The organism is Novosphingobium fuchskuhlense (genome assembly GCF_001519075.1).
GTDB classification, from domain to species: domain Bacteria; phylum Pseudomonadota; class Alphaproteobacteria; order Sphingomonadales; family Sphingomonadaceae; genus Novosphingobium; species Novosphingobium fuchskuhlense.
Genome location: NZ_KQ954246.1, coordinates 1 through 26,502 on the forward strand (window position 1 = coordinate 1; position 26,502 = coordinate 26,502).

A 26,502-nucleotide genomic window follows, 5' to 3' on the forward strand; every position below is an offset into this window, starting at 1 on the left:
CCCTCGATCTTGCCGTCGAGCACCTGAAGAAGTTCCATGCCTCGGAAGGATGACATCCGCTTCGACCGCCGACCAGTCGCTGTCGAGCACCAGTCCGCGCGGGGCGAGGTCGTGCGCAACGTCGGGGCCTTCACCCGCGGATCGCAGCTCATTCGCCTGCGCTACATGATGATGATGGAGGGGCTGCGCTGGCCGATCCTTGCCGCCCTCATCAGCTTCAGCCTGTTCCTGATCCTCCTGCTTGCCTTCCTCATGCACGAGCACGAAGTGCAGCTGATCGAAATGCGGCTGTTCGCGGACTTCTGGAGTCTGGTCGATCTCGATGCGACCCATGTCGTCAATCTCACACTCCCGGACAACACCGTGCTGCCGATGGCGATCGGCGATGTGCTGGACTATCCGGACGTGGCCTGGGCCTGGACCAAGTTCGTTCGCTGTATCCTCGTCGCCATGGCCGCCGCCGCCTTCCTCACCAGTCCGCTGGCGACCTGGTTCGTCAAGCTGTCGCAGCAGATCGGCACGGACATCCTCAAGGAGCGTCACGAGCGCGGTGCGATGCTCGTCACCAGCGACGTGTTGATCGGCGAGATCGGCGCGCACAACGACAACGAGTTTGGGCAAGAATTGGCCGAGGCCCATCCTGACCTTGATCCACTGGCAGTCGCCAAACTTCCTATCCCGGCTCGAACGGCGCTCGGGCTCCACGTCCCTTATACGATTGCCGGGGTGTCCTATCCCTGGCGTCTCGAACAGACCCACGCGATGCTGATCGGCACGACCGGTGCTGGCAAGACCACGCAGTTGCGGAACCTTGTCGTCGAGGCGCGCGAGCGGGGGCAGCGCTGCGTCGTGTTCGATCTGACCGGCGCCTTTGTCGAAGCCTTCTATCGTCCCGCCACCGATCACATCCTCAATCCGATGGATGAACGCTGCCCGCCCTGGACGATCTTCAACGATTGCCAGAACTACGCCGACTACATCTCGGCCGCCGCCGCGCTCATTCCAAGCGATGGCGGCAACGCCGAGCCATTCTGGGCAATGGCCGCGCGCACGCTGTTCGTGGAAATGTGCATCAAGCTTGCCAGCATCGGCGAGACCTCGAACGGGGCGATCTCGCACCATCTAATGGAGGCCGACCTCAAGGCCGTCCACCGCAAGCTCGCCAACACTATCGCCAGCCCACTGACAGCCGTAGAGGCTGCGCGAATGGCGGAATCGATCCGTGCCGTCTTCAACACCAATGCCCAGGCAATCCGATTCCTTCCCGATCCTGTGCCCGGTGGGCCGCCGCCATTTTCGATCCGCCGCTGGGTTCAAGAAACCCCGGTCCCGGGTTCGATCCTGTTCATCACCTCGACCCACACCGATCTCACGCTCAACCGTGCACTGCTAACCCTCTGGATGGACCTGGCGGTCAACGCGCTGATGGGGCTGCCGCGCACCCGCAACTTGCGCATGTGGTACCTGTTCGACGAGGTGCATGCGCTGCATCGTTTGCCTGCCATCGAACACGGCCTTCAGACGGCCCGTGGCTTTGGCGGTGCCTTCGTGCTTGGCATGCACAGCTTCGACAAGCTGGCCGAGACCTATGGCGAGGAAGGCGCGATCAATCTCGCGTCGCTGGCACGGACCAAGCTGATTCTCGCGACCGCCGACAAGAATACCGCTGAGGTCTGCTCGAACTTTATCGGCTTTCGGGAAGTGCGCGAGACCGACGAGGCTTATTCGATTGGCGCGAGCCGTTCGCGCGATGCCGCGACCATCACGCCTCGCACCGAGGTCAAGCCGCTTGTCATCCCCGATGACATAATGAACCTGCCGTCACTCCACGGCTATGTGAAGTTTCCCGAAGGATTCCCGGCAGCACGGATCAAGCTCAACTGGACCGAATACCCGCCGGTTGCCGCTCCCTTCCAGCGCAAGTCCGACATGCAGATGGCGTCCTATGTCGCTCCGGAGCAGGACGGTGAAGGCGATGATGGCGGCTCGCTGCCCACGACGACCATGCATGAGGGCAAAGAACCCCCCGCTGCCGACGCACTCGCCAATGCGGTCGTGCCGCCCGACGCCGACGCCACTTCACACCCGGCCGTCCAGGGCATTCTCCAGTTCGATCAGCCAAAGGGTGCCGAGGGCGAGATTGCGCGCCGCGCCGACGATGACGCACCAGCAATCGCGCCGAATGACGATGTTTGGAAGGCTAGCCTGCGGCAGCATCGGTCCGCCATCAGGGATGCTCAGGAACGCACCAAAGTCCAGGGCGAGCAGCAGACAGGGTTGAAACCATCGGACGCTGCCAATGGAACGGCGCGGCGAGAGCAGCAGATCACTATCGAAGAACGCACCGGGCAGGCTTTCGCCGATCCGACCGAGCGCGGGGCGCGACGCCACGGCGCCCCGACGCACGACGATCCTCAACCTCCCGCCGGTCTCGACGACGGGATGGATATGGGGATGTAGCTAATGTTGTCCGTTGCTCCGGTCAGGTCCGCAGGCGGTGCGGCCACCTATTTCGCCAAGGACGATTACTATGCCGGCGAGCATGCCAGCGAAGTAAGCGCTTGGGGAGGAGTGGGCGCCGCCGAACTTGGCCTAGCGGGCGAAGTTGACAAGGCGACCTTTGAAAATCTGCTCAAGGGCAAGCTGCCCGATGGCGAACAGGTCGGTGATCCCGAGCGCCGCCGCGCCGGGCTCGACCTGACCTTCTCAATGCCCAAGTCCGCCAGCATCCTTGCCTATGTCGCGGGCGATGAACGTCTGCTCTCCGCCCACATGCTGTCCGTGCGCGAGACGATGGCCTGGGTCGAGAAGCATTTCGCGGAAGGCCGCACGTATGCTGACAATCCGAAGGGCGATCCCGTCAGGACCGGCAATCTAGCTTATGCCATCTTCCAGCACGACACGAGCCGAAAGCTCGATCCCCAAGCGCATCTCCACGTCGTCATCGCCAATCTCACCAAGGTCGGTGAGCGGTGGCAGGCGGTTCACAATGATCAATTGTGGAAGAACAACTCGATCATCGGCAGCGTCTATCATGCGGCACTCCGCACCCGCATTGAGGCGCTCGGCTACCGCACCGAACTATCCGGTAAGCACGGTCAGTTCGAGATCGAGGGCGTCGCCACATCCGTCATTCGGCAGTTCAGCCAGCGCCGCGAGGATATCCTCGCCAAGGCCGCCGAACTGGGGCGAGGTGCAGACCGTCCGGCCTTGCTTCGCGAGATTACCAAGCGGACACGTGACGACAAGATCAATCTCGAAGACCGTGAAGCTTTGCGCGCGGAGTGGCGGGAGCGGGCAGCGGGGTTGGGGTTCGACGGCAAGGCTGTTGTGGCGTCGGCAGAGGAACGGGTTGGCGGTGCTTCTCCGCACCGTCCTGGTTTTGAAGCGGCGCGGCAGTTGCTGTCATCGGCGGGCGAGTTGGCTCGACAGTTGCGCGATTGGATCCGTCCAAACGATCCCTTGGTGACCAACGGGATTGGCCGGCTTGGTATGTCGCACGAGCGCCTAGGTGCCGAAATGGCGGTGGCATCCGCCATTCGCATCCTCGGTCAACGTGAAGCCGCCTTTCCGATCCACGAGGTTTCGCGAACCGCGCTCGACCTCGGCCTTCCGGGCGTCACCATCGACCTCGTCGAAGAACGGGTTCGGCAACTGGCCGACACGGGCCAGCTGATCTTTGGGAAATCCGCGCGCAGCGATGGCACGATCACCCATGTCACCACCCCTGAGCATATCGCGGAAGAACGGCTCTTGTTGGCCGAGATTGATGCAGGCCGCGGCTTTGGCGGTGAGTTGCTGGCATCTGACATTGCGGCCCAGCGGCTCCAACCTGAAGGTGCAGCGCGGCCGTTGGGGCAGGAACAGTTGGAGGCCGGGATCCTGGCGCTATCGAGCGGGGATCGTGTCGTTGTCATCCAGGGCGTCGCCGGGGCAGGTAAGACCACCCTGATTTCTGCAATGGCCGATGCGCTGAAGCCAGAGGGCAGGCAGGTGCTCGGGCTTGCCCAGGCCAACAAGATGGTCACCATGCTGCGAGATGAGGCTGGCATCCCGGCCCAGACACTCTCGTCTTTCGTACATGAGCATCTGCGCGGCGCCAATGCCGGTAAGGGCGAGGAATTTGAGGCTTCCCGCGCGATCCTCAAGAACACAGTCCTGGTCCTCGATGAAGCATCGCTCGTCGCCAACAAACAGATGAACGACCTCGTCGGAATTGCAAACCGCCTTGGGATCAACCGTCTGGTGATGATCGGCGACCGCGCCCAGCTGCAGCCCATCGATGCGGGTAAGGCGTTCAGCCTTGTGCAGTCTCACCGCCCGACCATGGCCCGGATGGATGTCAGCCTCCGCCAGCGGACCGAGCACATGAAGGCGGTGGCGGCTTTGTCCCGGGTCGGTCAATTTCCCGGGGCTTTCCGCGTTCTGGGCGAGCGCGTTGTAAGCGCGGGGCTCGACTATCGCGAGGCGGCTGCGCGCAAATGGCTCGAACTATCGGCCGAAGATCGCGGTCGGACAGCGCTCTATGCATCGGGCCGCGAGACCCGGGCGATTCTCAATGAAATGGTGCAGGACGGACTAAAATCCGAGGGTGTACTGCGCGGCGAGGGCCAGGCGCTTTCGCGCATTGAGACCGTCCACGTCACCCGCGAGGAGCTTCGCTATGCGCGAACCTATCGACCAGGCCAGCTTGTCGATGTGATCGGCGGTTCTCGTCCGGCCGGGCTTGAGCATGGGCATTATCGGGTGGTCGATGTCACACCCACTGGTCGCGTTGTCTTGCGCGACGACAATGGTCGCAAGCACAGCTTCCGGCCTGATCGCCTCGATCCCAATGACCAGCGCGAGGCTCTGACGCTTTCGGCGCGGGAGACCATTCGCATCCACGAGGGCGAGCGCATCCGATGGACGGCCAACGACAAGGCGCGCGGGCTCTACAATTCGGCCGAGGCGCAGATCCTTGCGATCACGCGTGAGGGTGTGGAGGTGCGCACAAGTGAAGGTGTGAACATATTGCTTGCGCCCGGCGATCGCATGCTCAGCCGCTTGGGCCTCGCCTACGCGATCAACATGCACCAGGCGCAGGGCATGACCAGCGACCACGGCATCGGGGTCATGCATTCAGGCGAGCGGCAGCTGTCCAATCAGCGTCTCACCCACGTCATGGCGACGCGCGTGCGGGACGACATCACGATCTTCACCAACGACCGGGACCAGCTGCTCCGCGCCATCGAGGCAAATCCAGGCGACAAGACCAGTGCGCTGGAACAGATCGGTGAGAAGGTGGTCGAACGCTCGGCCAACGCTGCGGCGCAACGCGACGGCTCGACCAAGAGTTCCGCCAGCGCCGATCCCTTCGCCATCGATCCAGCATCACTGCGGGTCGACCCGGAGAAGCATGGCCAGGCACCGAGTCCGCAACTCACCCATGTCCCCGAAAAAACCATTGAACTCGGATTGTGAGCCCCAGCATGAAAAGACCTCCCGCTGTCCTTGCCGTTTCGCTCGCGCTCGCATTTGGCATGGCGCCGCTGCTCACCACACCGCCTGCGTCGGCTCAGTCATCAGCCCAGTTGGCGTCTACTGCCAGCTTTCCCCATGACCGGTTTGGCGCTCCAGCCCTGGTGGTGGCGAGCCAGAACAACCCGCGGCTTGGCGCGACCATCGTCATGTTCAGCACGGGCGCACGGTTGATCGTCAAGCCAACGCGATTTTCGCCGGGCCAAGTATCTGTCGTCGCCTCATTCGGTGCAGGTCGGTCAGGGGTTCCGGAGAATTTGGTTCATGCCGTTTGGGCGACGACGCTGTTTCCCGTCGGCGGCACTCACCAAATGTCGTACTCGGATCTTGATGCGTGGCAGCAACGCTCCGGGCACCCAGTCAATGTGACCCTCGTGCCGGCGGCCAGCGCCTTCCGGCTGCAAGGTGAAGTTCCGTCCGGCGAATTGGAAGCCGAACTGGCACTTCTGACGGCGTATGCCCGTGAACCGGGGTTTCGATCCGACATGGCTACGAAGATCGCCAGCGTTGGGCAGATGATGGGAATGCAGATCGAAGGCGATACCGCCGCGCTGTTCACGCGCGCCGTTCAGCGCACCCTGTACGGCTCGCGGTACCAGGAACTGCCGGAGCAAAGGGAAATCGAGGCTACCACTGGTGCCGAAATGCCGGCGCTCCTCGAGCGGTCGCTCGCAATGGCGCCAGACATCGCCATTGTCGGAGATATCGAGGTCGATGCAGCCATCCGGGCAGTGGCGGCAACCTTGGCTGCCGGTGGGGCGCGACCGGTCGAAAGCCGAAGCATCCCGTCAATCGCGATGCCGATGTCTGGAATGCGGTCCATGGATTTCGTGAATGCCAGCGCTGCAAGTCCTGTCCGGCTTGGCCTCTATTGGACATTGCCGAACTATCGCAGTGGGCGCCGCGATGATCGGCCAGCGCGCGTAGCGGCTGCAATGATAGAGGCGAGGCTGGCGCAATCCATATTCCCAGCTTCAACGGTGGCATCTCCGCCTGTTGCTCGCGCCGTTGCGCCTGCCGACATCAAGGGCGGGGGCTATCTCGGCATCGTGTTCAGCGGGCCCGGTATGGCGGTCCCTCAGATCCGCGACTTCTCGACCAGCATCTTGAAGCGTTTCGCGTTCGGACGGTTCACCGCCGCTGAACTGGCTCACGCCCGGCAGATCGTCACGGCCGAGCATCGCGCGGAGGTGGAGAGCAACGATTGGTGGGCGCAGCGCCTCGGTGTGGTGTTGCGGGATGAGGGAACTGCCCAGGCTCTGGGAGCCGAAGCTGGGGACCAGCGTGTCGACAGGCGTGCGGTGGCGGCAGTTTTCCGACGACTTTGCCGAGGCATTGCTCCCATAATAGTGGTGAGCAATAGCGCCGGTCCTGCCGCAAACGAAGGAAGGCTCAAATGAGATTTCTCGCGCTGGCCCTTTGTGGCCTTATCAGCGGTGTGTTTGGCGCGAGCAGCGTCCTTGCGAGCCCAGCAAATCGATCGCCGAACATGCCGAGCGTGCCTGGCGCTGTGAATCCGGCGGTGACACCCGAGACCATCGACACGACCATATGTGTTTCAGGATATGCGCGATCAGTGAGGCCGCCGTATAGCGTCACCGGTCGGATCAAGCGGCAGCTGATGCGTGCCGAACACTCGGGCGAGAGGTTTGCCGGATATGAGCTCGATCACCTCATTCCGCTTGCGCTCGGCGGGGCGCCCGCCGACCAGCGCAATCTCTGGTTGGAGCCGTGGACGGGGGCCATGAATGCCACCGACAAGGACGCTCTGGAATTCGTGCTGTGGCGTCTGGTTTGCCGCCATGAGGTAACGCTTCGGACCGCGCAAAAGGAGATCGCAGGCAACTGGATAGAGGCGTATCGCCGCTATGCGACGCCGCAAAACCTTGCTCGCTTCCACTTTGGTCGGACCGGCAGCGATTGAAGGCGGTGAGCCATTCTGCCGTAGGCATCAGACTTGATTTTTGGCCAATGTCGCGTATATTGCCCCTAATTGAAGGCAATTAGTGAGGCAATGATGGCTTCGGCGTTTCTAGTGGATATGGTCGGACAGACCGGAACCGTGTCGCCGGACATCGTATCCGGCCGTCTGAAGATCACCAAGACTGAGCTGGCTTCGGCACTGGGGCTTTCGCGCGATTCGGTTTCGAAGCAAAGCCGCGTCGCTTCTGTCGCGACGCAGCGGCGCTTGCGCGATGTCCTCGAGATCATCAATCGCGTCATTCCTTGGGCAGGTTCGGAGCTAGCCGCTTTTGCCTGGTATCGCTCGCAGCCCCTGCCGTCGTTCGGGGACCAGACTGCGGAAGATCTGGTACATGCTGGCCGCGGCGAGGCCGTCAAGCGCTACCTAAGCAGGATTGCTGAGGGCGGCTTTGCTTGAGCCTGCCATCGATCACGTTCACAGGTTTCGTCTACCGCGCGCACCATCCCCGATGGGCCTACGATCCTGAATCCGGTTTGGGCGCAAGTCGCCATGGCGGGCGTTTCAATCGTCCTGGAACAGCAGCTCTGTATACTGCTCTGCGCATGGAGACTGCCTGGCTTGAAGCCCAGCAGGGTTTTCCGTTCAAGGCGCAGCCGATGACCATGTGTGGTTATGAAGTGCATTGCGACGGCGTGGTGGATCTGACGTCAAACGCGGCGATAGATGCGTTAGGCATCGACCCCGGCGATCTTGCCTGTCCATGGGAGGATATGGCCGATCGCGGAGAGACCCCACCCACTTGGCAGCTCGCCGACCGATTGATCGCCGGCGGCGCCGCTGGCGTCATAATCCCAAGTTTCGCTGACCACGCCGGGCCGTACGACCGCAACCTGGTCTTTTGGAAGTGGGGGAAGGACGCTCCGTACAAGGTCTGCGTGGTCGATGATCATGGCCGGCTGCCGAAGGATGATCGGTCCTGGAAGTGAGATAGCAGAACGTCGGCTGAGGCATCAGTTTGCCATGAGCCGACGCAACATTTTTTTGGCGATGTGCGGCGGGATTCTGCTGTGAAGGCCCATCAAGTCTTTGCGGTGGCAGTGCCGGATAATTTTGCCGCTGCCGCACGGGCAGGCCCAATGTCCCTTCGGCCATGCCTGGGACAACAACCGGAGATGGTAGATCAGAACGTCTCGCCGATTGGCGATACCCAGCGCGTCGGCATAAGCTTCCTCCATCCCGGGTGCGCCGTGCGGCCGTTCGCCAAACGGCCATTTCCCGGTCTTCTCGAACCAAAACTGGCCGAGGAAATATTCGTTGAGCGGGCCGTTTAGAAAGCTGGCGATCGAATGGTCTGCGGATGTGGCGAGCCAATGCTCCCACACCGTGACACAGCAGTCGCCATCGCCATTGATATGCCGATCGGGATTGCGTGGTATCCGGCTTTCCACCTCGAACACTTTGGGCTCAAGATGTGGGTAACGAGGGTTCACCTCCATGCGGATGGCGAATTCAGTGATTGGGCCAGAAGCCGCCGCTGGCGCCCCTTCGACCACCAGATAGCTGCCTTCGATCAGGATGTTCGCGCCGTCCAGGCGGGCCGACAGTTTGGGCTGGTCGAAGGCAATCGCCGCCTTTACCGCATCGAGCGAGAGCAAGGGGCGGTGATCCTATGCCTTTGCCCAGGGCTTTGACTGCGAGCCCGTCTGGTGGATTTGGTGGATGGCCCGTTCGGCACGCCGCAGGTCGTCGGCGCTGGCAGCGCTTGCCGAAACGGCGGGCATGCCAAGGGCTGAGGCGGGAGTCGCCGCCTTCATCATGCGATCGACGAAATCTTCCCCGAGATTTTTGCGCAGCTCTGTCGGCATTTCGTCGAACTTGCTGGCGCGCAGGTAGAGGCCGAAATCGCGGCGGGCCTGCTCAAGCCACTTGACGAAATTCTCGCGTTTCTTGGGCACGCCCACCCATTTGTCGGCGAAGTTCTCGCTCGGGTTGACCGGGTTCGCGACCCAAGCGATGCCATCATGATACTCGAAATGGTGGTCCATGCTGGTCAGGATGCTCTGCAACGCACCGGCAATTGTGGGCTCCTCGTTGTAGGCGTGGGCGGCCAGCGTCGTGATGATGATCGAGATAGGCCGAAACTCGCAGTCGCCGACGAACATGCAGTCGCGGTGCCGTTTGAGCAGCTGGATGGCACGCTGAAGCGGTGTCTTCACTTTGTGGTCGGGGATCTGGTCGACGCTGGCGGAAATATGCGCCCGCTTGGCAAACGCCAGCTTGGCCTCATCGAGCCGCACTTTCATGCGGTTCCGGAACCAGGCCGCATACCCGGAAGGGTTGCTGAGTGGCCAGTTGGTGGACGCCAATTCGTAGTGCGGATGCGTGTTGTCGGTGATCGCGATGGCTTGCCCGGTGAGACCCGTGTCGCTCGCCAAGGCCCGGAAGCCCTTTTCGAGCAGGACACCCTGATAGCGCTGGGCGTCGGGCAGAGCGGGCAGGATGTCCATGTGAAACTGCGCGCCTGCTGCGTAGTTTAACGTCCAGCAGCGCCGCCCCTCATCAGGATCGGCCATGCCGTGGGCCTCAGCATACAACGCGACCTCGCGGCCCACTGCCTCTTTCAGGCCCTTCTGGGTGAAGTCGGCCTTGGTGGCTTCGAGGCGACAGATGAGGTCGACGTCATATTCTTCGGCGTCGGTGAAGGGGCGTGTCACAGTGCCAAGCAGGAAGGAACCCTGCGGCGAAATGGCGGGGTTGAACTGCGCAATTTCGGATTCAGGGCGATCGAGCCAGTTACCGATGGCGTGGTATCGGTTGCGAGCTTCCTCGAACTTGGATGGCGGAATGTCGAGCGCTTCGGCAATTTTTTCGAGGATGTCGTCGTGCGACGTGGCGAGATTCTTGTCGTAGATAGTCATGGCATCACCTGTAATGCGGCACGAATTCCTCGGCTGGCGCGCCAAAGAATTGCGGATGGAGTATGGGCTTCTGGATGCGCGCTTCAGTGAAAGCGCGATCCTTCAGACTGCGAATGCGACGGGTATCGTCGAGCGAGTAAAAGCCGTCGGGTACGGGCTGAGACACACGGTAGATCGCCTTGCGATCGTGAGGGTCGCCGGTCAGGATCTGGGCAATACCGAGCGACCCGTGAGATTGGCCTGCCATAAACATGCTGGCCATCTGCGGCGCGAGGCGCGCAGCGCCGTAGGCTTCGCGAACCAGCTTGATATCATCGAGACAGCCGATGCTCAGGACGCGGATCTGGTCCGCCGCCCAACCGAGCGTCGCTATCGTTTCAACCACCGCGATGCCGGTCGGATTGTTGGCCCACATTCCGCCATCTGCGAGCCCGACATCATTGGCCGTAACATGCTGGGCGAAGTAGCTGGGTGCGGCGGCGGTAGCCAAGGCCGCGTCAATGGCGAGTTCCTTGTAATCGGTCCTCAGGCGGGGATGGTGTGCGGTCTTGAAGATGTAGACGCCTTGCGTCTGCGGATGCCAGGCCGGAATGACAAGACGCGTCTGGGCTTCGCCAAGGGTGCGATCGCCCAGCACACCGTGCAAGGCGTCGCGCAAGGGCTGCGTGCTGTACTTCGGCCCCCAGAACAGCCACCGGCCGGTGTGCAGGTGGCGATCAATCCAGCCGCCGAAACCACCGCGCGTTTGCGCGAAGATCGCCGGCCCCTGCTCCTCGTATAGTTTCAGAATATCGGCGGCGCGTAAGCCGAGCGCGAGACCTATCGCGATGATGCCGCCGGTTGAAGTGCCGGAGATCAGGTCAAAATAGCGGCCAATCGGCTCGCCAAGATCCTGTTCAAGGTTCGCAAGGAATGCGGCCGGAAACGTGCCGCGGATACCGCCACCGTCGATGGTCAGTATCCGCTTCACCGACTTTTCCGCGGGCACGGGCATGATCGGCTCACTCGCCATTGTCAGTGCTTCTTGTCCTTGGGCGGGCAGGGATCGTTCCCTGGTGCGACGGTGTCCGAGTCGCGCCAGCGGCCATCGCGCCCCTGGATACGAACCTCGCCGCCACCCAGATTGCGCACCGTCTGTTTGGCCGCCTGTTCGGCAGCTTTCTGGGTGGTGTGCACGCTGCTTGCGCGTTCGCCGCCGGGAGCCTGCACGGCCCAGCCCTTTGCATGTTTCGTTACGTATCGGTCGGCCATGAGAATCTCCTTTGCCGTTGACTCACCAACACCATGAGAGTAGAAACTATACGTGACTTTTGTCAAGTGCGTATAGTTTCTACTCTCATGAAGGGCGATCGAGTGCGCTGGGGAATCGAGCAGAGGCTTGAATTTATTGAGTTCCGCCTGTTCTGGGAGGGGACTATCAACCGCGCGGACATCGTGGATTACTTCGCTGTCTCGGTGCCCCAGGCGTCAAAGGACCTTTCGCTCTATCAAGAGCGAGCCCCGGGAAACATGGAGTATGACAAGCGCGGTAAGCGCTACGTCGCCGCCGAAAAGTTCATGCTGCGCTTCCTTGATCCCGACCCCTACGTTTACCTCTCGCAATTGCGGTCGGTAGCCGAAGGCGCTGTATCATCCCGCGAGTCGTGGATTGCCAACCTGCCTAGCGCTGACGTTGCGCTGACGCCGAAGCGCGGCGTTGATATCGAAGTCCTGCGCAAGGTTCTTGATGCGGTGCGTGAAGGCGCGTCGATTGAGGTTTTTTACCAGTCCATGAATGCGGTGCGGCCCGAACCGATTTGGCGTCGCATGACACCCCACGCGTTCGGTCACGATGGCTTCCGCTGGCACGTGCGCGGCTTTTGCCACCTTGAGCACAAGTTCAAAGACTTCCTCCTGCCTCGTATTCTTGAGGTGGGAGACAAGGACAAGCCTGGCTCGACCGGTGATCAAGACTGGCTCTGGAACAACTATTTTGATGTCCAGATCGGGCCTCATCCGGACCTGACCGACAGTCAGAAAAAGGTCGTGGCCAAGGATTACGGGCTCGAAGACGGCAACGGTGTGCTCAGCGTTCGCTATGCGATGCTGTTTTATGTCCTCAAGCGACTTGGCTTGCTTGGGGATGCAGCAAGGCAGAGTGCTCGCACTCAACATATTGTTGCGATAAACCGCAAGGAAACAGAGGCTGCGCTTGAGAAGGCGGAGCTGCGGCTATGACATTTTGGGAAAGTGCCAAGTAATGGGGGCGAAGCTTGAGGACATCAAGAACGGCGCATCTGTGCGGGGTATTGCCTCTGCTCAGTCGGCGCAGGTTCTGTCTATTGACTGGATTGGCGATCAGGCGATCAATGTCGTCTACCGCGATCACAACGGCACGGTCGCCGAAGCAGTCCTTTACCGGGACGATGAACATCGCCTCGAAGTCGAGCAGAACGGGCGACCTTGGTCGTTCGATGCCGATGGCGCGCTCCTGCGTCTGGTAACCGAGGCAAACCGGATCAAGCTGGCCCATTATTTCGATCCCTATCTCGCCATCCACACCAGTCTGGTCGATCCGCTGCCGCATCAGATTTCCGCGGTTTACGGCGAGATGCTGCCTCGCCAGCCACTGCGCTTCCTGCTGGCGGACGATCCGGGCGCCGGCAAGACGATCATGGCCGGGCTATTGATCAAGGAATTGATCGCGCGGAGCGATCTCGAGCGCTGCCTCGTCGTCGCCCCGGGCAGCCTGGTCGAGCAGTGGCAGGATGAGTTGGGCCAGAAGTTCAATCTGGAATTCGACATTCTCAGCCGCGACATGATCGAGAATTCGCGGTCGGGGAACCCATTTAGTGATCGCGATCGACTGATCGTCCGGCTCGACGTTCTGGCACGTAATGAAGAGCTTCAGGACAAGCTCATGAGCGCCCGCGAATGGGATCTCATTATCTGCGACGAAGCCCATCGCATGTCGGCCACCTATTTCGGTGGCGAGGTCAAATATACCCGGCGCTATCAGGTGGGGCAGAAGCTTGGGCAGGCTTGCCGCCATCTGCTGCTCATGTCGGCAACTCCGCATAACGGTAAGGAAGAGGACTTCCAGCTGTTCATGGCGTTGCTCGACGGCGACCGCTTTGAAGGGCGCTTCCGCGACGGCGTTCACTACGCCGACACGGCCGACATGATGCGGCGCTTGACCAAGGAAGAGCTGCTCAAGTTTGACGGGCGGCCACTCTTCCCTGAGCGCCGTGCGCGGACCGTGAAGTACCAGCTGTCCGAGGGTGAGGCCGCTCTTTACACCGCGGTGACCGAATATGTGCGCACCGAGATGAACCGCGTGCAGCGATTTGCCGAGGGCGACGGGAAGAAGCGCAATAACATCGGTTTCGCACTGCAGATCCTCCAACGCCGTCTCGCCTCGTCGCCGGCGGCAATTTATCAGTCATTGAAGCGCCGCCGCGAACGCCTGGAGAATGAGCTGGCCGAAGCACGCCTCGCTTCGAGGGGGCGCCGCGCAGGGGCCGATGCACCCAAGATCAATCCCGACATGCTGCGCAATATCGAAGAATATGGACAGGAGGAGATCGACGAACTTGAAGAGCTAATCTCAACCGGCGCTACGACTGCGGAGACGGTCGAGCAGCTGGCGCTTGAAGTCGACACGCTCAAAGGCTTGGAGTCGATGGCTCTGAGTGTCCTACGCTCGGGCGTTGATACCAAGTGGACGCAACTCAACCGGATTCTTGACGATGATTTGATGGTCGATTCTGCTGGGAATCGTCGCAAACTAATAATCTTCACCGAACCAAAGGACACACTCCACTACCTATTGGACAAGGTACGTGCCCGTCTTGGCAACCCTGACGCTGTCGATGTCATACATGGCGGCGTGTCGCGTGAAGAACGCCGCAAGGTGGTCGAACGCTTCATGCAAGACAAGGACATGCTGGTCCTGATCGCCAATGATGCAGCCGGTGAGGGTGTGAACCTCCAGCGCGGCCATCTGATGGTCAATTACGATTTGCCTTGGAACCCCAACAAGATCGAGCAGCGGTTCGGCCGCATCCACCGGATCGGTCAGACGGAGGTGTGCCACCTGTGGAACCTAGTAGCCGCAGACACGCGCGAGGGCGAAGTCTATGCTCGCCTACTTGAGAAGTTAGAAGCTGCCCGCGAAGCGCTCGGGGGGCGCGTCTATGACGTGCTGGGCGAGCTATTTGAAGGTACGGCGCTAAAAGACCTCTTGTTTGAGGCCATCCAGTATGGCGAGCAAGAGGATGTAAAGGCGCGCCTGTTTCAACAGGTTGATGGCGCTGTCGATCAAGGGCACCTGCTCGAACTGTTACGCCGCCGGGCGCTCACCAATGACACGATGCCAGCGGCAAAGGTTGACGAGCTTCGACTCGATATGGAGCGAGCTGAAGCGCTGCGACTTCAACCGCATCATATTCAGAGCTTTTTTGTTGAGGCCTTCCAGCACCTTGGCGGCCGAATTCAGCGCCGTGAGGAGGGTAGATGGGAGATCACTCATGTGCCGGTCCGAATTCGTGAGCGAGATCGTCAAATTGGCACGGCAGCTCCCGTTCAGAAGCAGTATGAGCGCATTTGCTTTGAGAAGAGCAAGATCAACCAACAGCCAGTTGCGGCGTTCGTCTGCCCCGGGCATCCATTGCTTGAGGCGGTCATAAGTCTGATCAGGGAACAATATGACCAAATCATGCGGCAGGGTGCAATCCTCGTCGATGATACCGAGGCTGGCAATTCGCTCTCCGCGATTTTCCTGCTCGAGCACAGCATTCAGGATGGTCGAACGACCAGTGTCGGCAAGCCTCATGTGATTTCGCAGCGGCTTCAGTTCGCCGCGATCGACAAGGCGGGTCACGCCGTCAGCGCAGGCATTGCCCCCCACCTCAACCTTCGGCCAGCAACTCCCGACGAAATCGATGTCGTTCGCGATTTGCTCGACGAGGATTGGTTGACAACCGAGCTTGAAAAGGTCGCCATTCGATTCGCCACGGTCGAGTTGGCCCAAGGCCATGTCGCCGAGGTGAAGGCTCGGCGGATACCGGAAATCGAGAAAGTTGAGAGGGAGGTGCGTGCCCGGCTCAAGAAGGAAATCAACTACTGGGACTCGCGCGCCTTTGAACTCAAGGAAGAGGAGAAGGCTGGCAAAAAGACCCGCCTAAATTGGCAGAATGCCCAGCGCCGTGCCGAGGACCTAGCGGAGCGCCAAAAACGTCGGATGGACCAGCTGGAAAAGGAACGGTTCATTTCGTCGCAGCCACCTCGGGTCCGCGGCGGCATGGTCGTTATCCCGCGTGGCTTGCTGGAGGAGCGCCTGGCTCCCGCGATGCCTAACCGTTTTTCTGAAGACCCTGCAGCGCGCCGCGCAATCGAACTCGCAGCGATGGAAGCCGTCATGGCGTCGGAGCGTGCGCTCGGTAATGCCCCGGTCGACGTTTCGGCGCAGAAAATCGGTTATGACATCGCTTCGCACGATCCGGGCACAGGGCACTTACGCTTCATTGAGGTCAAAGGCCGGATTGATGGCGCAGATACTGTGATGATCACCAGGCAGGAAATCATTACGTCCTTGCATGAGCCGGACAAATTCATCCTAGCAGTAGTCTCGGTTAATGGCGGTTTCGCGCATGAGCCGCGCTATATTCGAGGCTCGCTCACGGAACGAGAGCCATCATTCCTGGAGACTGCAATTCAGTTCGACTTACGCCGCCTTCTTGAACGGGCGCGCGCGCCGTCATGAGTACACTGCAGCATTCCGATTCGGCCAAAAAGAGACCGCCAGACTACTTCCATTCGATCAGGGAGCGAGCTTCTAAGCGATGGGATCAGCTTGAGGCCGATCCCGAGCTTGCTGGGCCGTGGCACCAACTTTTCAAGCAGGTCCAGAGTCCCCGCCATATACTATCCGAGCTGCTTCAGAACGCAGACGACGCGGGGGCTACCGAGGCACGCGTTTGGATTGAAAGTGATCGCTTTGTGTTCCAGCACAATGGCGAAGATTTTGTCGAAGCTCACTTCGCTTCGATCTGCCGGTTCGGATACTCAAACAAGCGAGCGCTGCACACTATCGGATTTCGTGGCATCGGTTTCAAGAGCACGTTCAGTTTGGGTGATCGGGTTGAACTATTCACCCCCACACTGGCGGTCGCTTTCGAGCGCAGCCGCTTCACGGAACCGCTTTGGATTGACGATGAGCTGCCCAAGCAGGGCGTCACCAGGGTCGAAGTGCAGATCGCAAATCCACTTCTCCGCCGCGAAGTTGAAAAAAACCTAGATGAATGGCTAAAAAGCCCTGTTTCTCTGCTCTTTTTCAAGCAAATCCGGCGCCTCCAGATTGGCGAGCAAGAGGTCCATTGGCAAAGCCTTGGTCCTGGCCCCGTCGCTGACAGCGAATGGATGTCGTTGGACAACAAGGGGGATGATGCCTTCCTGCTGGTGCGGTCCGCTCACGAGGCTTTTCCAGCAGACGCGCTCGATGAAATTCGCAAGGAGCGGTTGCTGGGCGCAGAGGATGGTGGCGACTTTCCGCCTTGCCGAGTCGAGATTGTTTTGGGCGCGAAGGGGAGGCTTTATGTCGTGCTACCCACGGGCGTTGAAACGCTTCTCCCTTTCGCATGCAACGCTCCCTTCATCCAAGATCCCGCACGTTTAAAGATCAAGGATCCGGAGACATCGCCTACAAACCGCTGGCTCCTAAAGAGAACCGGTGATTTGGCGGCGAGAGCCATGTTCGAGTGGCTAGAACAGTCCAATCCCGGCACTCTCGATCGGGCGGCTGCCTATGGCCTGCTTCCTGACGTCGATCGAGAAGCGAGCTCTCTTGAAGGATCCTGCGGGGCGATTGTTGAACTGGCGTTTGCGGATGCGATTCAGGATCGGCCGATCCTGCTCACGGAAGAAGGGCAATTGGCTGCGCCCGGCGCAGCTATCGTAATTCCGCTGCCGATTTTCGACATTTGGCCGGCCGAGCAAGCCATGGCTCTGCTGGATGAAGAATCCCGACCTCCATTGTGCCAGCACGTTTCTCTCGCTGATCGAACCAAGCTGATCCATTGGAACATGATAACGGAGTTCTCGAAGAGCGATCTCCTTGGCCGCCTCCGAAAAAGCCATCTACCACGTCCTTCCACTTGGCGGCATTTGCTCAACCTATGGGCGTATATCGCGCCCGAGGTGACAAGCTGGCAGTGCCGAGATGCTGATGCCCTTCGAATCGTTCCAGTCCAAGGCAAGGAAGTCCTGTATTCTGCATCCGAGGTCGTGCGGCTTGGGGAGAAAAAGCTGCTCCAATCAGATGAAGATTGGGAGTTTCTCGCGGGGCATTTGATTGTTCTGAATCAGAACTGGACCCGCTTCATTGCGGATCAGCGCAGAGAAAAGGGAGAAGGGTTTGACGAACGGCAAGTTGGCGTCGAAGCCGCATTTGCGGTTCTAGAGGAGATCGGACTCGACGAGACCAGCGACGTCAACGCTGTTCTCGAGCGAGTGGCAGACGATTTTTTTGGATCAAGCGGAATCAAACTGGCCGAATGTATTCAGCTTGCCCAAATCGCTGCCAAGTTGGGCGCGACGGTTGGCGGCGCATTCCGCTTTGCCTGCGCTGACCTCAAGCTTCGCGCGATCTCGAACACGATTTTGTTTGATGAAAATGGTGCGCTCGATGACCTCCTGCCTCCTGCGCTGAAGCAAACGCAGATACTACATCCAAGCTATCATTCAGGGTTCACATCCTGTTCTAAGGAGGACTGGCTCCAGTGGGTTTCGACGGGCAAGGCGGGGCTCAAATCATTTCCTCCCCTCGTTGAGGTGCGCACCCTTTCTGGAAGACGGCGTGCGCTCGACGACGAACTGAAGAACCGCGGCTTCGCTGGGGCATTCGACATCCGTTACAAGGATCCCTGGTTCTACATTTACGACTGGGATTTTGCGTCAGACGTTTGGGCATATTGGGACAGTCTCGCAAAGGACGATCCCACGATATGGGTCGCTGTCGCCGAGCGGCTGTTTGCGGAAAAGAGCGAATTTTGGTCCTCAAAGGTGTCTGCTCGCGTCATTGAGGAGGCTTCCAACGGGCATCAACGAACTGTCCTTCGCCGGGATGTTTTGCCTATGTGGGCCGTTCGACTTCGCGAATTGCCGTGCCTGCGCGACACACGTGGCTATGTCCAAAAGCCAATAGATTTGCTCAGGCGTACCCCAGAAACGGAGTCATTACTCGATGTTGAGTCATTCGTTCATGGCTTGCTCGATCGCGAAACAACGCGACCACTCCTGGATATACTCGGGGTCCGAAGCTCGCCGAGCGGTCCAGGGCGCCTGCTTGATCGGGTGCGCGCTCTGGCAAAGTCGGAAAGAGCGCCAGCTCACGAGGTAGAAAAATGGTATCGCCGTCTCGACCAGATGTTCAATGGTGCTTCGACTGCCGACGCGCAGAGCATCAAAGATGCGTTTGGGACAGAGAAGCTGATCCTGTCACATGACGGGACCTGGGTGACATCGGGCAGCGCCTTCCTGGCTGGCGATGAAGAGGATGTACCTGGAGCCGCGATCATTCGCGCCTCAGTGCTGGATCTCAGCCTGTGGCGCCGAGTCGGAGTCGCCGAGCGGCCCTCTGCAGATCTTGCGCTCCAATGGCTCGGCAGCCTGACACCCGGCAAAGCACTCTCGACGGACGACGCACGTCGCGTCCGGACACTGATATCGCGTTATCCGAACCGCATTTGGGAAGAGTGCGGCAATTGGGTGAACCTCGCGGGCGAGTGGGTTGCAATCGACACGCTGGCGTACGGGCTGAGCATGCAAAGCCTGTTCACCTATGGTCACCTTCACGACTGGGTGAAGCGCAAGACCGCTGATTTCCGTCAATTATCAGCCGATATGGTGCGCAACCCGCCATTCTCTTCATTGCAGGCACTTTCAGATCTCGTCGAGGAGCGCTTCAATCAGCCACCTATGATCCCGAGTCTGGCAGATCGGCGTGTGTGGCTCACGGCATTTGGAACCCAATTGGCAAGGATTGAGCTGTCAGATTCCGCCGAAACGGAGCGTGTGCGCGGAATTGCAGCCGACATTGCGATGACGGATTGGATCGCAGCGCCGAAGTTGGAAGTCATTCCCTATCTCGATAGCATTCCTGCCGGAACGGCTCGCCTCACGGACATCCTTTGGCTCGACGGCAAGCTGTTTGTCAGTCCGCTTTCAAAGGCAAAACTTGCGAAACGGGTCCCGGAGGAGATCGGCAGGAGCTTGAGCGCAGACATTCGCGCCGCGCTGGCCTACGCGTTTGAGCGGTCGCCCGAGGACATCAAAGACTATCTCGAAGAAAACTTCACACTAGGCCCTGAGCCATCGAAGCACGATCTTGCGATTGAATCTGCGATTTCTGGCGAGCCTGCCCACAGCGATACCGAGGAAGTTCAATCCGATTTTGCCGAGAAGGCTGCGCCACAGCTCGGCGAGCTCCCGACGACAAATGATCAGGAATTGTCTGAAGCCGACGGTGCTGTACCCCCGCCGGAAGCCGATCCGTTGCCCACAGGCGCTAGCGTTGGAGCACTGGAGCCAGACACGGTCAGCCGTCCGCGTCCACCAGCGAAGCCGTTACGCCCAAGCGTAATTGCACGCTACGCACTGTCTCTCGGCTACAAAGCGGACGGGGAAGATCGCTTCTACCATCAGGATGGTAGTTGGATCGCCCGAGTTCACGGCGGACGGTTCCCTTGGGAACGACGCTCCGCTGGTGGAGATGTATTGGCCCACTACCTTCCCAAGGAACACTGCCTGGAGCGTGAACCGCTTCAGATCGAGGCAGATGTTTGGGGGCTGCTTGATCAAAAGCCGGACTCATACTCGTTCATTCTCGTCAACACTGAGGGTGATCCTGTCGAAATGACAGGCGCTCGCTTGTGCGCACTGCGCGACGGCGGCGAAATTACCATTCACCCTGCAACATACAGGCTGGTTTATGACCTCGACAAATAGATACAAAAAGAAGCTCATCGAGGTGGCAATTCCGCTGGAGGCTATCAATGAGGCATCGGCGCGGGAGAAGTCGATCCGCCATGGGCATCCCTCCACGCTACATCTGTGGTGGGCGCGGCGACCATTGGCGGCATGTCGTGCTGTATTGTTTGCGCAGCTCGTAGACGATCCGTCCAGCCATCCCGACAAGTTTCCGACACATGAGGATCAGGAGGTTGAGCGCAAGCGGCTGTTCGCAATTATCGAGAAGCTGGTGAAATGGGAAAACTCAACCAATGAGGAAGTGTTAGAAGAAGCCAAGACTGAAATTCGAAATAGCTGCGGCGGTGAGCTGCCGCCTGTCTACGATCCATTTTCGGGGGGTGGGTCAATCCCTCTTGAAGCACAGAGGCTTGGACTTCCGGCGTATGGATCAGACTTAAACCCCGTAGCGGTGATGATCGGTAAGGCGATGATTGAAATCCCGCCAAAATTCAAAGACCAAGCCCCCATCCACCCTGGCGCAAATGATCGTCAGTTTTATCGAAACGCCGAAGGGCTTGCAGAGGATGTGAGATACTACGGCGAATGGATGCGAGAAAAAGCGAGGGAACGCATAGGGCATCTTTATCCGCAAGCAGACCTACCGAAGGATCATGGTGGGGGCAAAGCGACCGTCATTGCATGGATTTGGGCGCGGACCGTACCCAGTCCGGATCCGGCTTTCGCAGATATTCAGGTCCCGATTGCCTCAACATTTATGTTGAGCACGAAGCAAGGGAAGATGGCATGGATCGAACCGATTGTTGATCGTACCAGTCGTCAAATTACCTACCAGATTAGGGAGCGTGGCACTGATGAAGACATTCAGAAAGCTAAAGAAGGCACGAAAGTCGGACGTGGATCGAATTTTAGGTGTGTTCTTTCAGGAGCTGCTATTACTACCGAATACATTAGAAAAGTGGCTGAGACTGGACTAGGTTCGCAGCTGATTGCGATCGCTGCAGAGGGGCGCGGTGGGCGGATTTTTCTACCTCCTGATGAATTGCAGACGCAAATAGCTCAATCGGCGCAGCCAACGTATCGCCCGATCGAAAAAATATCTGAGGATAGGCGCGCATTCACGCCGCCAGACTATGGGATGGCTACATTCGGCGACTTGTTCACTGATAGGCAATTGGTAGCCTTAGACACATTTTGCAAGTTGGTCACCGAGGTCCGCAGCGTAATATTGGCTGATGCACAATCCAGTCACATTTCGGATAGTAATGCCAGTCTTCGGAGCGGCGGCAGTGGAGCAACAGCATATTCTGAAGCTATTGCTCTATATCTCGCATTCGGGATTAGCAAATCAGCCGATTATTGGTCAAATTTGTGCACTTGGCGCTCTGACCCTAAGAACTTGGGGGTTGGTCACGTATTCTCAAGGCAGGCGCTCCCAATTGTATGGGATTATGCCGAAGGTAATCCATTCTCATCTTCTTCAGGAAATTTTCTTGTCTCATTGGATTGGATTGTCCGAGTAATTGTAGCCTTGCCTTCCGGAGAAAACGGCACACTCGTTCAACGGGATGCTCAAACGCAGGATATAGGTGAAGGAAAGGTGATTTCGACTGATCCGCCTTACTATGACAACATAGGATATTCGGATCTGTCTGACTTCTTTTATTGCTGGATGAAACCATCTCTCAAAGATATTTTTCCGGACGAATTCAATTACATTTCGGCTCCAAAGGGTGAGGAATTAATTGCGGCTCCTTACCGTCAGGGCGGACGTGAGGCAGCCGAGAGCTTCTTTTTAAATGGGATGCGGCATGCCATGGCAAAAATGGCGACGCAGGCACGTAGCGGATTTCCGGTCACAATCTACTATGCGTTTAAGCAAAGCGAAGTCGCTCTCGAGGGTATTAGCTCAACGGGCTGGGCAACGTTTTTGCAGGCAGTTTTTGAAGCAGGCTTCGCCGTCGTTGGTACTTGGCCAGTCAGAACTGAACTCGCAAATCGAACGCGAGCTTCGGGCTCAAATGCGCTCGCCAACTCTGTCGTTTTGGTTTGCCGAAAGAAGGAACTTACGGCTGAGATTATTACACGCGCGGAATTTATACGAGCGCTAAAGAGAGAGCTGCCCCCTGCAATCGCTGAACTGCAAGCCGCTAACATTGCTCCAGCTGATATGCCGCAATCGTCGATTGGACCCGGTATGGGGGTCTTCTCCCGCTACAAGGCGGTACTAGAATCGGACGACAGGCCAATGGCAGTGAAGACAGCACTTCAGCTGATTAATCGAGAGCTCGATGAGTATCTCGGTGGCATTCAAGGCGAATTTGATGCGGATACACGCTTTGCGATCACTTGGTTCGAGCAGAATGGAAACGGCAAGGGCGACTACGGGGTGGCTGACAATCTCGCACGCGCCCGCGGCATTTCCGTTGAAAGTGTCAAGCACGCCGGCATCGTCGAAAGTGCTGCAGGAAAAGTCCGCATTCTCAAACGCGAGGAGTTAGATGAGGACTGGGAACCTGAAACGGATAGCCACCTGACGATTTGGGAGTGCCTACAGCATTTGGTTAAGGTGCACGAACGAGATGGCCTTTCGCACGATTCTGCGATTCTTCTGAAGAAAATTGGCAATCAGGCTGAAGCGGTCAAAGACCTCGCTTACTGCCTCTACGACATCAGCGCGAACAAGCGGAAAGATGCCAAGGAGGCAACCGCTTACAACGCGCTGATTGCGGACTGGACTGAACTGACGCGGCAGGCTGCCACTGTCCACGATACGCGGCGTGACGGCCAGATGCGCCTCGACGTTTAAAGGGATTTACGATGGCAAAAAGTACGCGCCAGTATGTGTTCGAAGGCATGGAATTGCTTCCTTCCGCGCTCACACCGTTCGTCGAGAAACGCTTGGAGAACTCGGTTAAGGGCCATTGGCAACTTGAAGTAGTTCAGCGCGTCCAAGGCCTACGGCCCAATTCCGCCGGCGAGGTGGGATGGGACCAGCAAGGCCTCCTCAAGACCATGATGGCATTCTGGAAGGAAGCGTTTGCAACGGTCCTGGGTCATCCTGAGCGCTCCTACGTCTCTGAACTGCTCGATGTGCGGAACAAGCTCTCCCACAATGAAAATTTCACCTACGACGATGCGGAACGAGCCCTCGATTCCATGCGTCGCCTCATGGAGGCGATCAGCGCTGGTGAAGTCGCCGAACAGATCGGCAGGATGCGTGATACGATCCTGCGCACCAAATTTACCGAACTGGCGCGGAATGAAGAGCGGCGGAAAACTCAGCGCCTCGAAATCTCCGTTGAAACGGTTTCGGGTCTGCTGCCATGGCGCGAAGTGGTTGAACCGCACCAGGACGTGGCCACTGGCGAGTTCCAGCAGGCTGAATTCGCTGCCGACCTTGCCAAGGTCCATTCAGGCAGCGCACCACCGGAATATCGCGATCCGCGTCAGTTCTTTAGCCGCACGTATCTGACTGAAGGCCTCAGCGCACTTCTGGTCGGCGCAGCTAAGCGGCTGTCCGGTACCAGTGGCGATCCAGTCGTTGAACTTCAGACCAATTTCGGTGGCGGCAAAACCCACTCGATGCTAGCGCTGTACCACATGGCCGGTCCTACGCCGACGCAGGACCTGTCGGGCCTCGACCAGCTGCTCGAACAACATGGACTGAGCGTCCCTGACGGTATCAACCGGGCAGTCCTCGTCGGCACGTCGCGGGGGCCGCAGGATGTCATGCACGCCGACGGTGGCCGCAAGATCCGGACCACATGGGGTGAACTGGCATGGCAGCTTGGTGGCTCCGAAGCCTTCGACATGATCGCCGAGAATGACGCCAACGGCATTGCGCCCGGTTCCCATCTTCTCGAAGCGATCTTCAAGAAGTACTCGCCGTGCCTCATCCTGATCGACGAATGGGTCGCCTACCTCCGTCAGGTTTACAAAGTTGAAGGGCTGCCATCCGGGTCGTTCGACGCTAACCTTTCGTTCGTCCAGTCCCTGACAGAGGCGGTCAAGGCCAGCCCCGGCACCTTACTTGTCGCGTCGTTGCCTGCTTCGCAGATCGAGGTCGGTGGCGAAGGCGGTCAGGAAGCGCTCGCCCGCCTCAAGCAGACATTCAGCCGTGTGGAATCCTCGTGGCGTCCTGCGAGCCAGGAGGAGAGCTATGAGATCGTTCGCCGGCGGCTGTTCAAAGAAATTCCGGGAGACAAGTTCCATCATCGCGACAACACGCTGAAGCAGTTTGCCAAGCTTTATCGCGAGAACTCCGACGACTTCCCGCAGGGATGTGCGGATGAAGATTACCGGCGGAAGCTGGAAAAAGCTTACCCGATCCACCCCGAGCTGTTCGACCAGCTTTATACGAGTTGGGGTTCGTTGGAAAAATTTCAGCGCACGCGCGGCGTGCTGCGGTTGATGGCGCAAGCTATTCACGAGCTTTGGATGAACGGCGACCCATCAGTCATGATCATGCCGGGAAGCGTTGCAGTGAGCTCCCCCCGCGTCGAGCCCGAGCTACTGCATTACCTGGACGTCAGCTGGCAATCGATCATCGCTGGTGATGTCGATGGAGCGGCATCGACGCCCTACAAGGTCGATCAGTCGGCGCCTAACCTCAATCGTTACTCAGCGACGAGGCGTGTTGCCCGCGCAATCTTCATGGGGACGGCACCGACCCATCAACAGCAGAATACGGGCCTTGATGACAAGCAGATAAACCTAGGCGTCGTACAACCCGGTGAGCGCCCCGCGATCTTCAGCGATGCCCTACGCCGTCTGACTAACCAAGCGAAATTCATGCATGCCGACCTCGGCCGGTACTGGTATTCGATGTCAGCGAGTCTCAATCGCATAGCGGCTGACAAAGCTGGACAGATTGAAGCGGCGCTGGTCGATGTGACCATTGATGCCGAGCTGAGCAAATATGTGAACGGCTTGGCTGATCGTGGCCATTTCGATGCAGTGCAAGTCGCCCCAACCACGTCGGGAGAAGTGCCTGACGAAGCGGGCGGTGTGCGTGCCGTTGTCCTAGGGGTCGCCCACCCCCACCATGGCCGGGACGGCTCTGAGGCGCTCAACGAGGCGAAAGACATCCTGTTGCAACGTGGCAGCACGCCTCGTGTCTACCGCAACATGCTCGTTTTCATCGCGGCTGATGCTCGCCAGCTCGACCATTTGAAGGACGCGGTGCGCTCAGTTCTGGCGTGGGGAGAGATTGTTCGGGACAAGGAACGTCTGGAACTGCGCCCCAGTGACCAAAAGCTTGCTGAGGCGAAGCTGGCCGAAGCGAAAGAAACGATGAAGACGCGCCTGAAGGAAGCGTGGTGCTACCTGCACTATCCTTCTCAGGAAAGCGCGCAGGCTGACGTAGAGTGGGTTTCCGGAAAGATTCCTGCCCAGGATGGATTGCTGGCACGGGCGAGCAAGAAGCTCGTCGCAGATGAAGGATTGCTCACCGAACTCGGGCCGACGCGCTTGGATCGAGATCTCCAGAAATACATCTGGAATGGCAAACCGCATCTTAGTCTGAAAGACCTGCGGGAATATCTCAACCGCTACATTTACTTGCCGCGCCTGAAGAATCAGGAGGTATTGATCAAAGCCGTTCAAGCGGCGGTTACCGGCATGCTGCCAGGACCGTTTGCTTATGCCGAGCGCTGGGATGAGAAGTCAGACACGTATCTTGGCCTGGCGATCGAGAGAGCGACTAATGCGGCCGTCGTGATCGACGGGGACAGCGTGATTATCAAGCCCGATGCAGCTGAAGCGCACCGTCCGGCACCACAGCAGCCGACGTCGGGCGGTGGAGAAACCGACGGCGGCTCAAAGACGCCGTCAGGCCCTGGCGAGACTTCGCCGGGAGGCCCACCCGAACCTCCGCCGGCGGAAAAGGTGCCAACGCGCTTTACCGGTGCCGTCATGATCTCCGCTGACCGACCCGCGAGAGACATCCATCAGATCGTCGAGGCCATCGTCGAGCAACTTACAACCTTACCAGGTAGCGCGGTGAAACTGCGGTTGGAGATCGAGGCATTCGTGCCATCTGGTCTTGATCGAGCGAAGGTCAGAACATTGGTTGAGAATGCCAATACGCTCAATTTCATCGAGAGATCGATTGAGTGATGCCACTGAACATGACAATGTTTGCCTTTCGTTCCGCATTGCATTAGACTGAAA

General features: G+C 59.0%; 15 protein-coding genes. 11 read left to right on the forward strand and 4 right to left on the reverse strand.

All coding sequences use genetic code 11. The annotated features are described in order from the left end of the window. The first annotated feature begins 36 nt into the window (after window positions 1-36). The 6 genes from AQZ52_RS14005 (at window position 37) to AQZ52_RS14030 (ending at window position 8,430) form a co-directional block, all read left to right on the forward strand. Window positions 37-2,460, forward strand: coding sequence for a type IV secretion system DNA-binding domain-containing protein (locus AQZ52_RS14005; protein WP_067912254.1), 2,424 nt, complete (start codon window positions 37-39; stop codon window positions 2,458-2,460). Window positions 2,461-2,463: 3 nt separating this feature from the next. Next, on the forward strand, window positions 2,464-5,463 hold the full coding sequence (gene mobF / locus AQZ52_RS14010) for a MobF family relaxase (protein ID WP_067912258.1): 3,000 nt from the start codon (window positions 2,464-2,466) through the stop codon (window positions 5,461-5,463). A gap of 8 nt (window positions 5,464-5,471) precedes the next feature. Beyond that, window positions 5,472-6,920, forward strand: coding sequence for a peptidase M16 family protein (locus tag AQZ52_RS14015; protein ID WP_067912261.1), 1,449 nt, complete (start codon window positions 5,472-5,474; stop codon window positions 6,918-6,920). Further along, entirely contained in the window at window positions 6,917-7,444 is a 528-nt protein-coding gene (locus AQZ52_RS14020) for a hypothetical protein (protein WP_240481664.1), read from the forward strand. Before AQZ52_RS14015 ends, AQZ52_RS14020 begins: the two co-directional genes overlap by 4 nt. 93 nt (window positions 7,445-7,537) lie before the next feature. Continuing rightward, window positions 7,538-7,900, forward strand: coding sequence for an antitoxin Xre/MbcA/ParS toxin-binding domain-containing protein (locus AQZ52_RS14025; protein WP_169793750.1), 363 nt, complete (start codon window positions 7,538-7,540; stop codon window positions 7,898-7,900). Beyond that, a complete protein-coding gene (locus tag AQZ52_RS14030) occupies window positions 7,897-8,430 on the forward strand; it encodes an RES family NAD+ phosphorylase (RefSeq protein ID WP_205626497.1) in 534 nt (177 codons plus the stop codon). Before AQZ52_RS14025 ends, AQZ52_RS14030 begins: the two co-directional genes overlap by 4 nt. Before the next feature lie 24 nt (window positions 8,431-8,454). Here the strand turns inward: AQZ52_RS14030 and AQZ52_RS14035 are convergent, their stop codons facing one another. From AQZ52_RS14035 to AQZ52_RS14050, 4 genes are read right to left on the reverse strand one after another with little or no spacing between them, the layout of a single operon-like run. Continuing rightward, window positions 8,455-9,099: a hypothetical protein gene (locus tag AQZ52_RS14035; RefSeq protein ID WP_067912272.1), complete on the reverse strand. Its 645-nt coding sequence runs from the start codon at window positions 9,097-9,099 to the stop codon at window positions 8,455-8,457. A 12-nt stretch (window positions 9,100-9,111) separates the two neighbouring features. Beyond that, on the reverse strand, window positions 9,112-10,362 hold the full coding sequence (locus AQZ52_RS14040; protein ID WP_067912274.1) for a nucleotidyltransferase domain-containing protein: 1,251 nt from the start codon (window positions 10,360-10,362) through the stop codon (window positions 9,112-9,114). 4 nt (window positions 10,363-10,366) lie between these two features. Beyond that, window positions 10,367-11,356: a CBASS cGAMP-activated phospholipase gene (locus tag AQZ52_RS14045; RefSeq protein WP_067913952.1), complete on the reverse strand. Its 990-nt coding sequence runs from the start codon at window positions 11,354-11,356 to the stop codon at window positions 10,367-10,369. Window positions 11,357-11,376: 20 nt separating this feature from the next. After that, window positions 11,377-11,613: a DUF2188 domain-containing protein gene (locus AQZ52_RS14050; RefSeq protein ID WP_067912277.1), complete on the reverse strand. Its 237-nt coding sequence runs from the start codon at window positions 11,611-11,613 to the stop codon at window positions 11,377-11,379. A gap of 87 nt (window positions 11,614-11,700) precedes the next feature. Between AQZ52_RS14050 and AQZ52_RS14055 the strand changes: the two genes are divergently transcribed. The 5 genes from AQZ52_RS14055 to AQZ52_RS14075 are packed head-to-tail and all read left to right on the forward strand — an operon-like array spanning window position 11,701 to window position 26,448. Beyond that, on the forward strand, window positions 11,701-12,579 hold the full coding sequence (locus AQZ52_RS14055; RefSeq protein WP_067912280.1) for a BrxR family helix-turn-helix transcriptional regulator: 879 nt from the start codon (window positions 11,701-11,703) through the stop codon (window positions 12,577-12,579). A gap of 22 nt (window positions 12,580-12,601) precedes the next feature. After that, window positions 12,602-16,105, forward strand: coding sequence for a protein NO VEIN domain-containing protein (locus AQZ52_RS14060; protein ID WP_067912282.1), 3,504 nt, complete (start codon window positions 12,602-12,604; stop codon window positions 16,103-16,105). Further along, entirely contained in the window at window positions 16,102-20,346 is a 4,245-nt protein-coding gene (locus AQZ52_RS14065) for a sacsin N-terminal ATP-binding-like domain-containing protein (protein ID WP_067912285.1), read from the forward strand. Before AQZ52_RS14060 ends, AQZ52_RS14065 begins: the two co-directional genes overlap by 4 nt. Continuing rightward, window positions 20,330-23,137: a DUF1156 domain-containing protein gene (locus tag AQZ52_RS14070; RefSeq protein ID WP_067912288.1), complete on the forward strand. Its 2,808-nt coding sequence runs from the start codon at window positions 20,330-20,332 to the stop codon at window positions 23,135-23,137. The genes AQZ52_RS14065 and AQZ52_RS14070 overlap by 17 nt, the downstream gene beginning before the upstream one ends. 11 nt (window positions 23,138-23,148) lie before the next feature. After that, window positions 23,149-26,448, forward strand: a complete 3,300-nt coding sequence (locus AQZ52_RS14075) for a DUF499 domain-containing protein (protein WP_067912291.1) — start codon at window positions 23,149-23,151, stop codon at window positions 26,446-26,448. Window positions 26,449-26,502 lie beyond the last annotated feature (54 nt).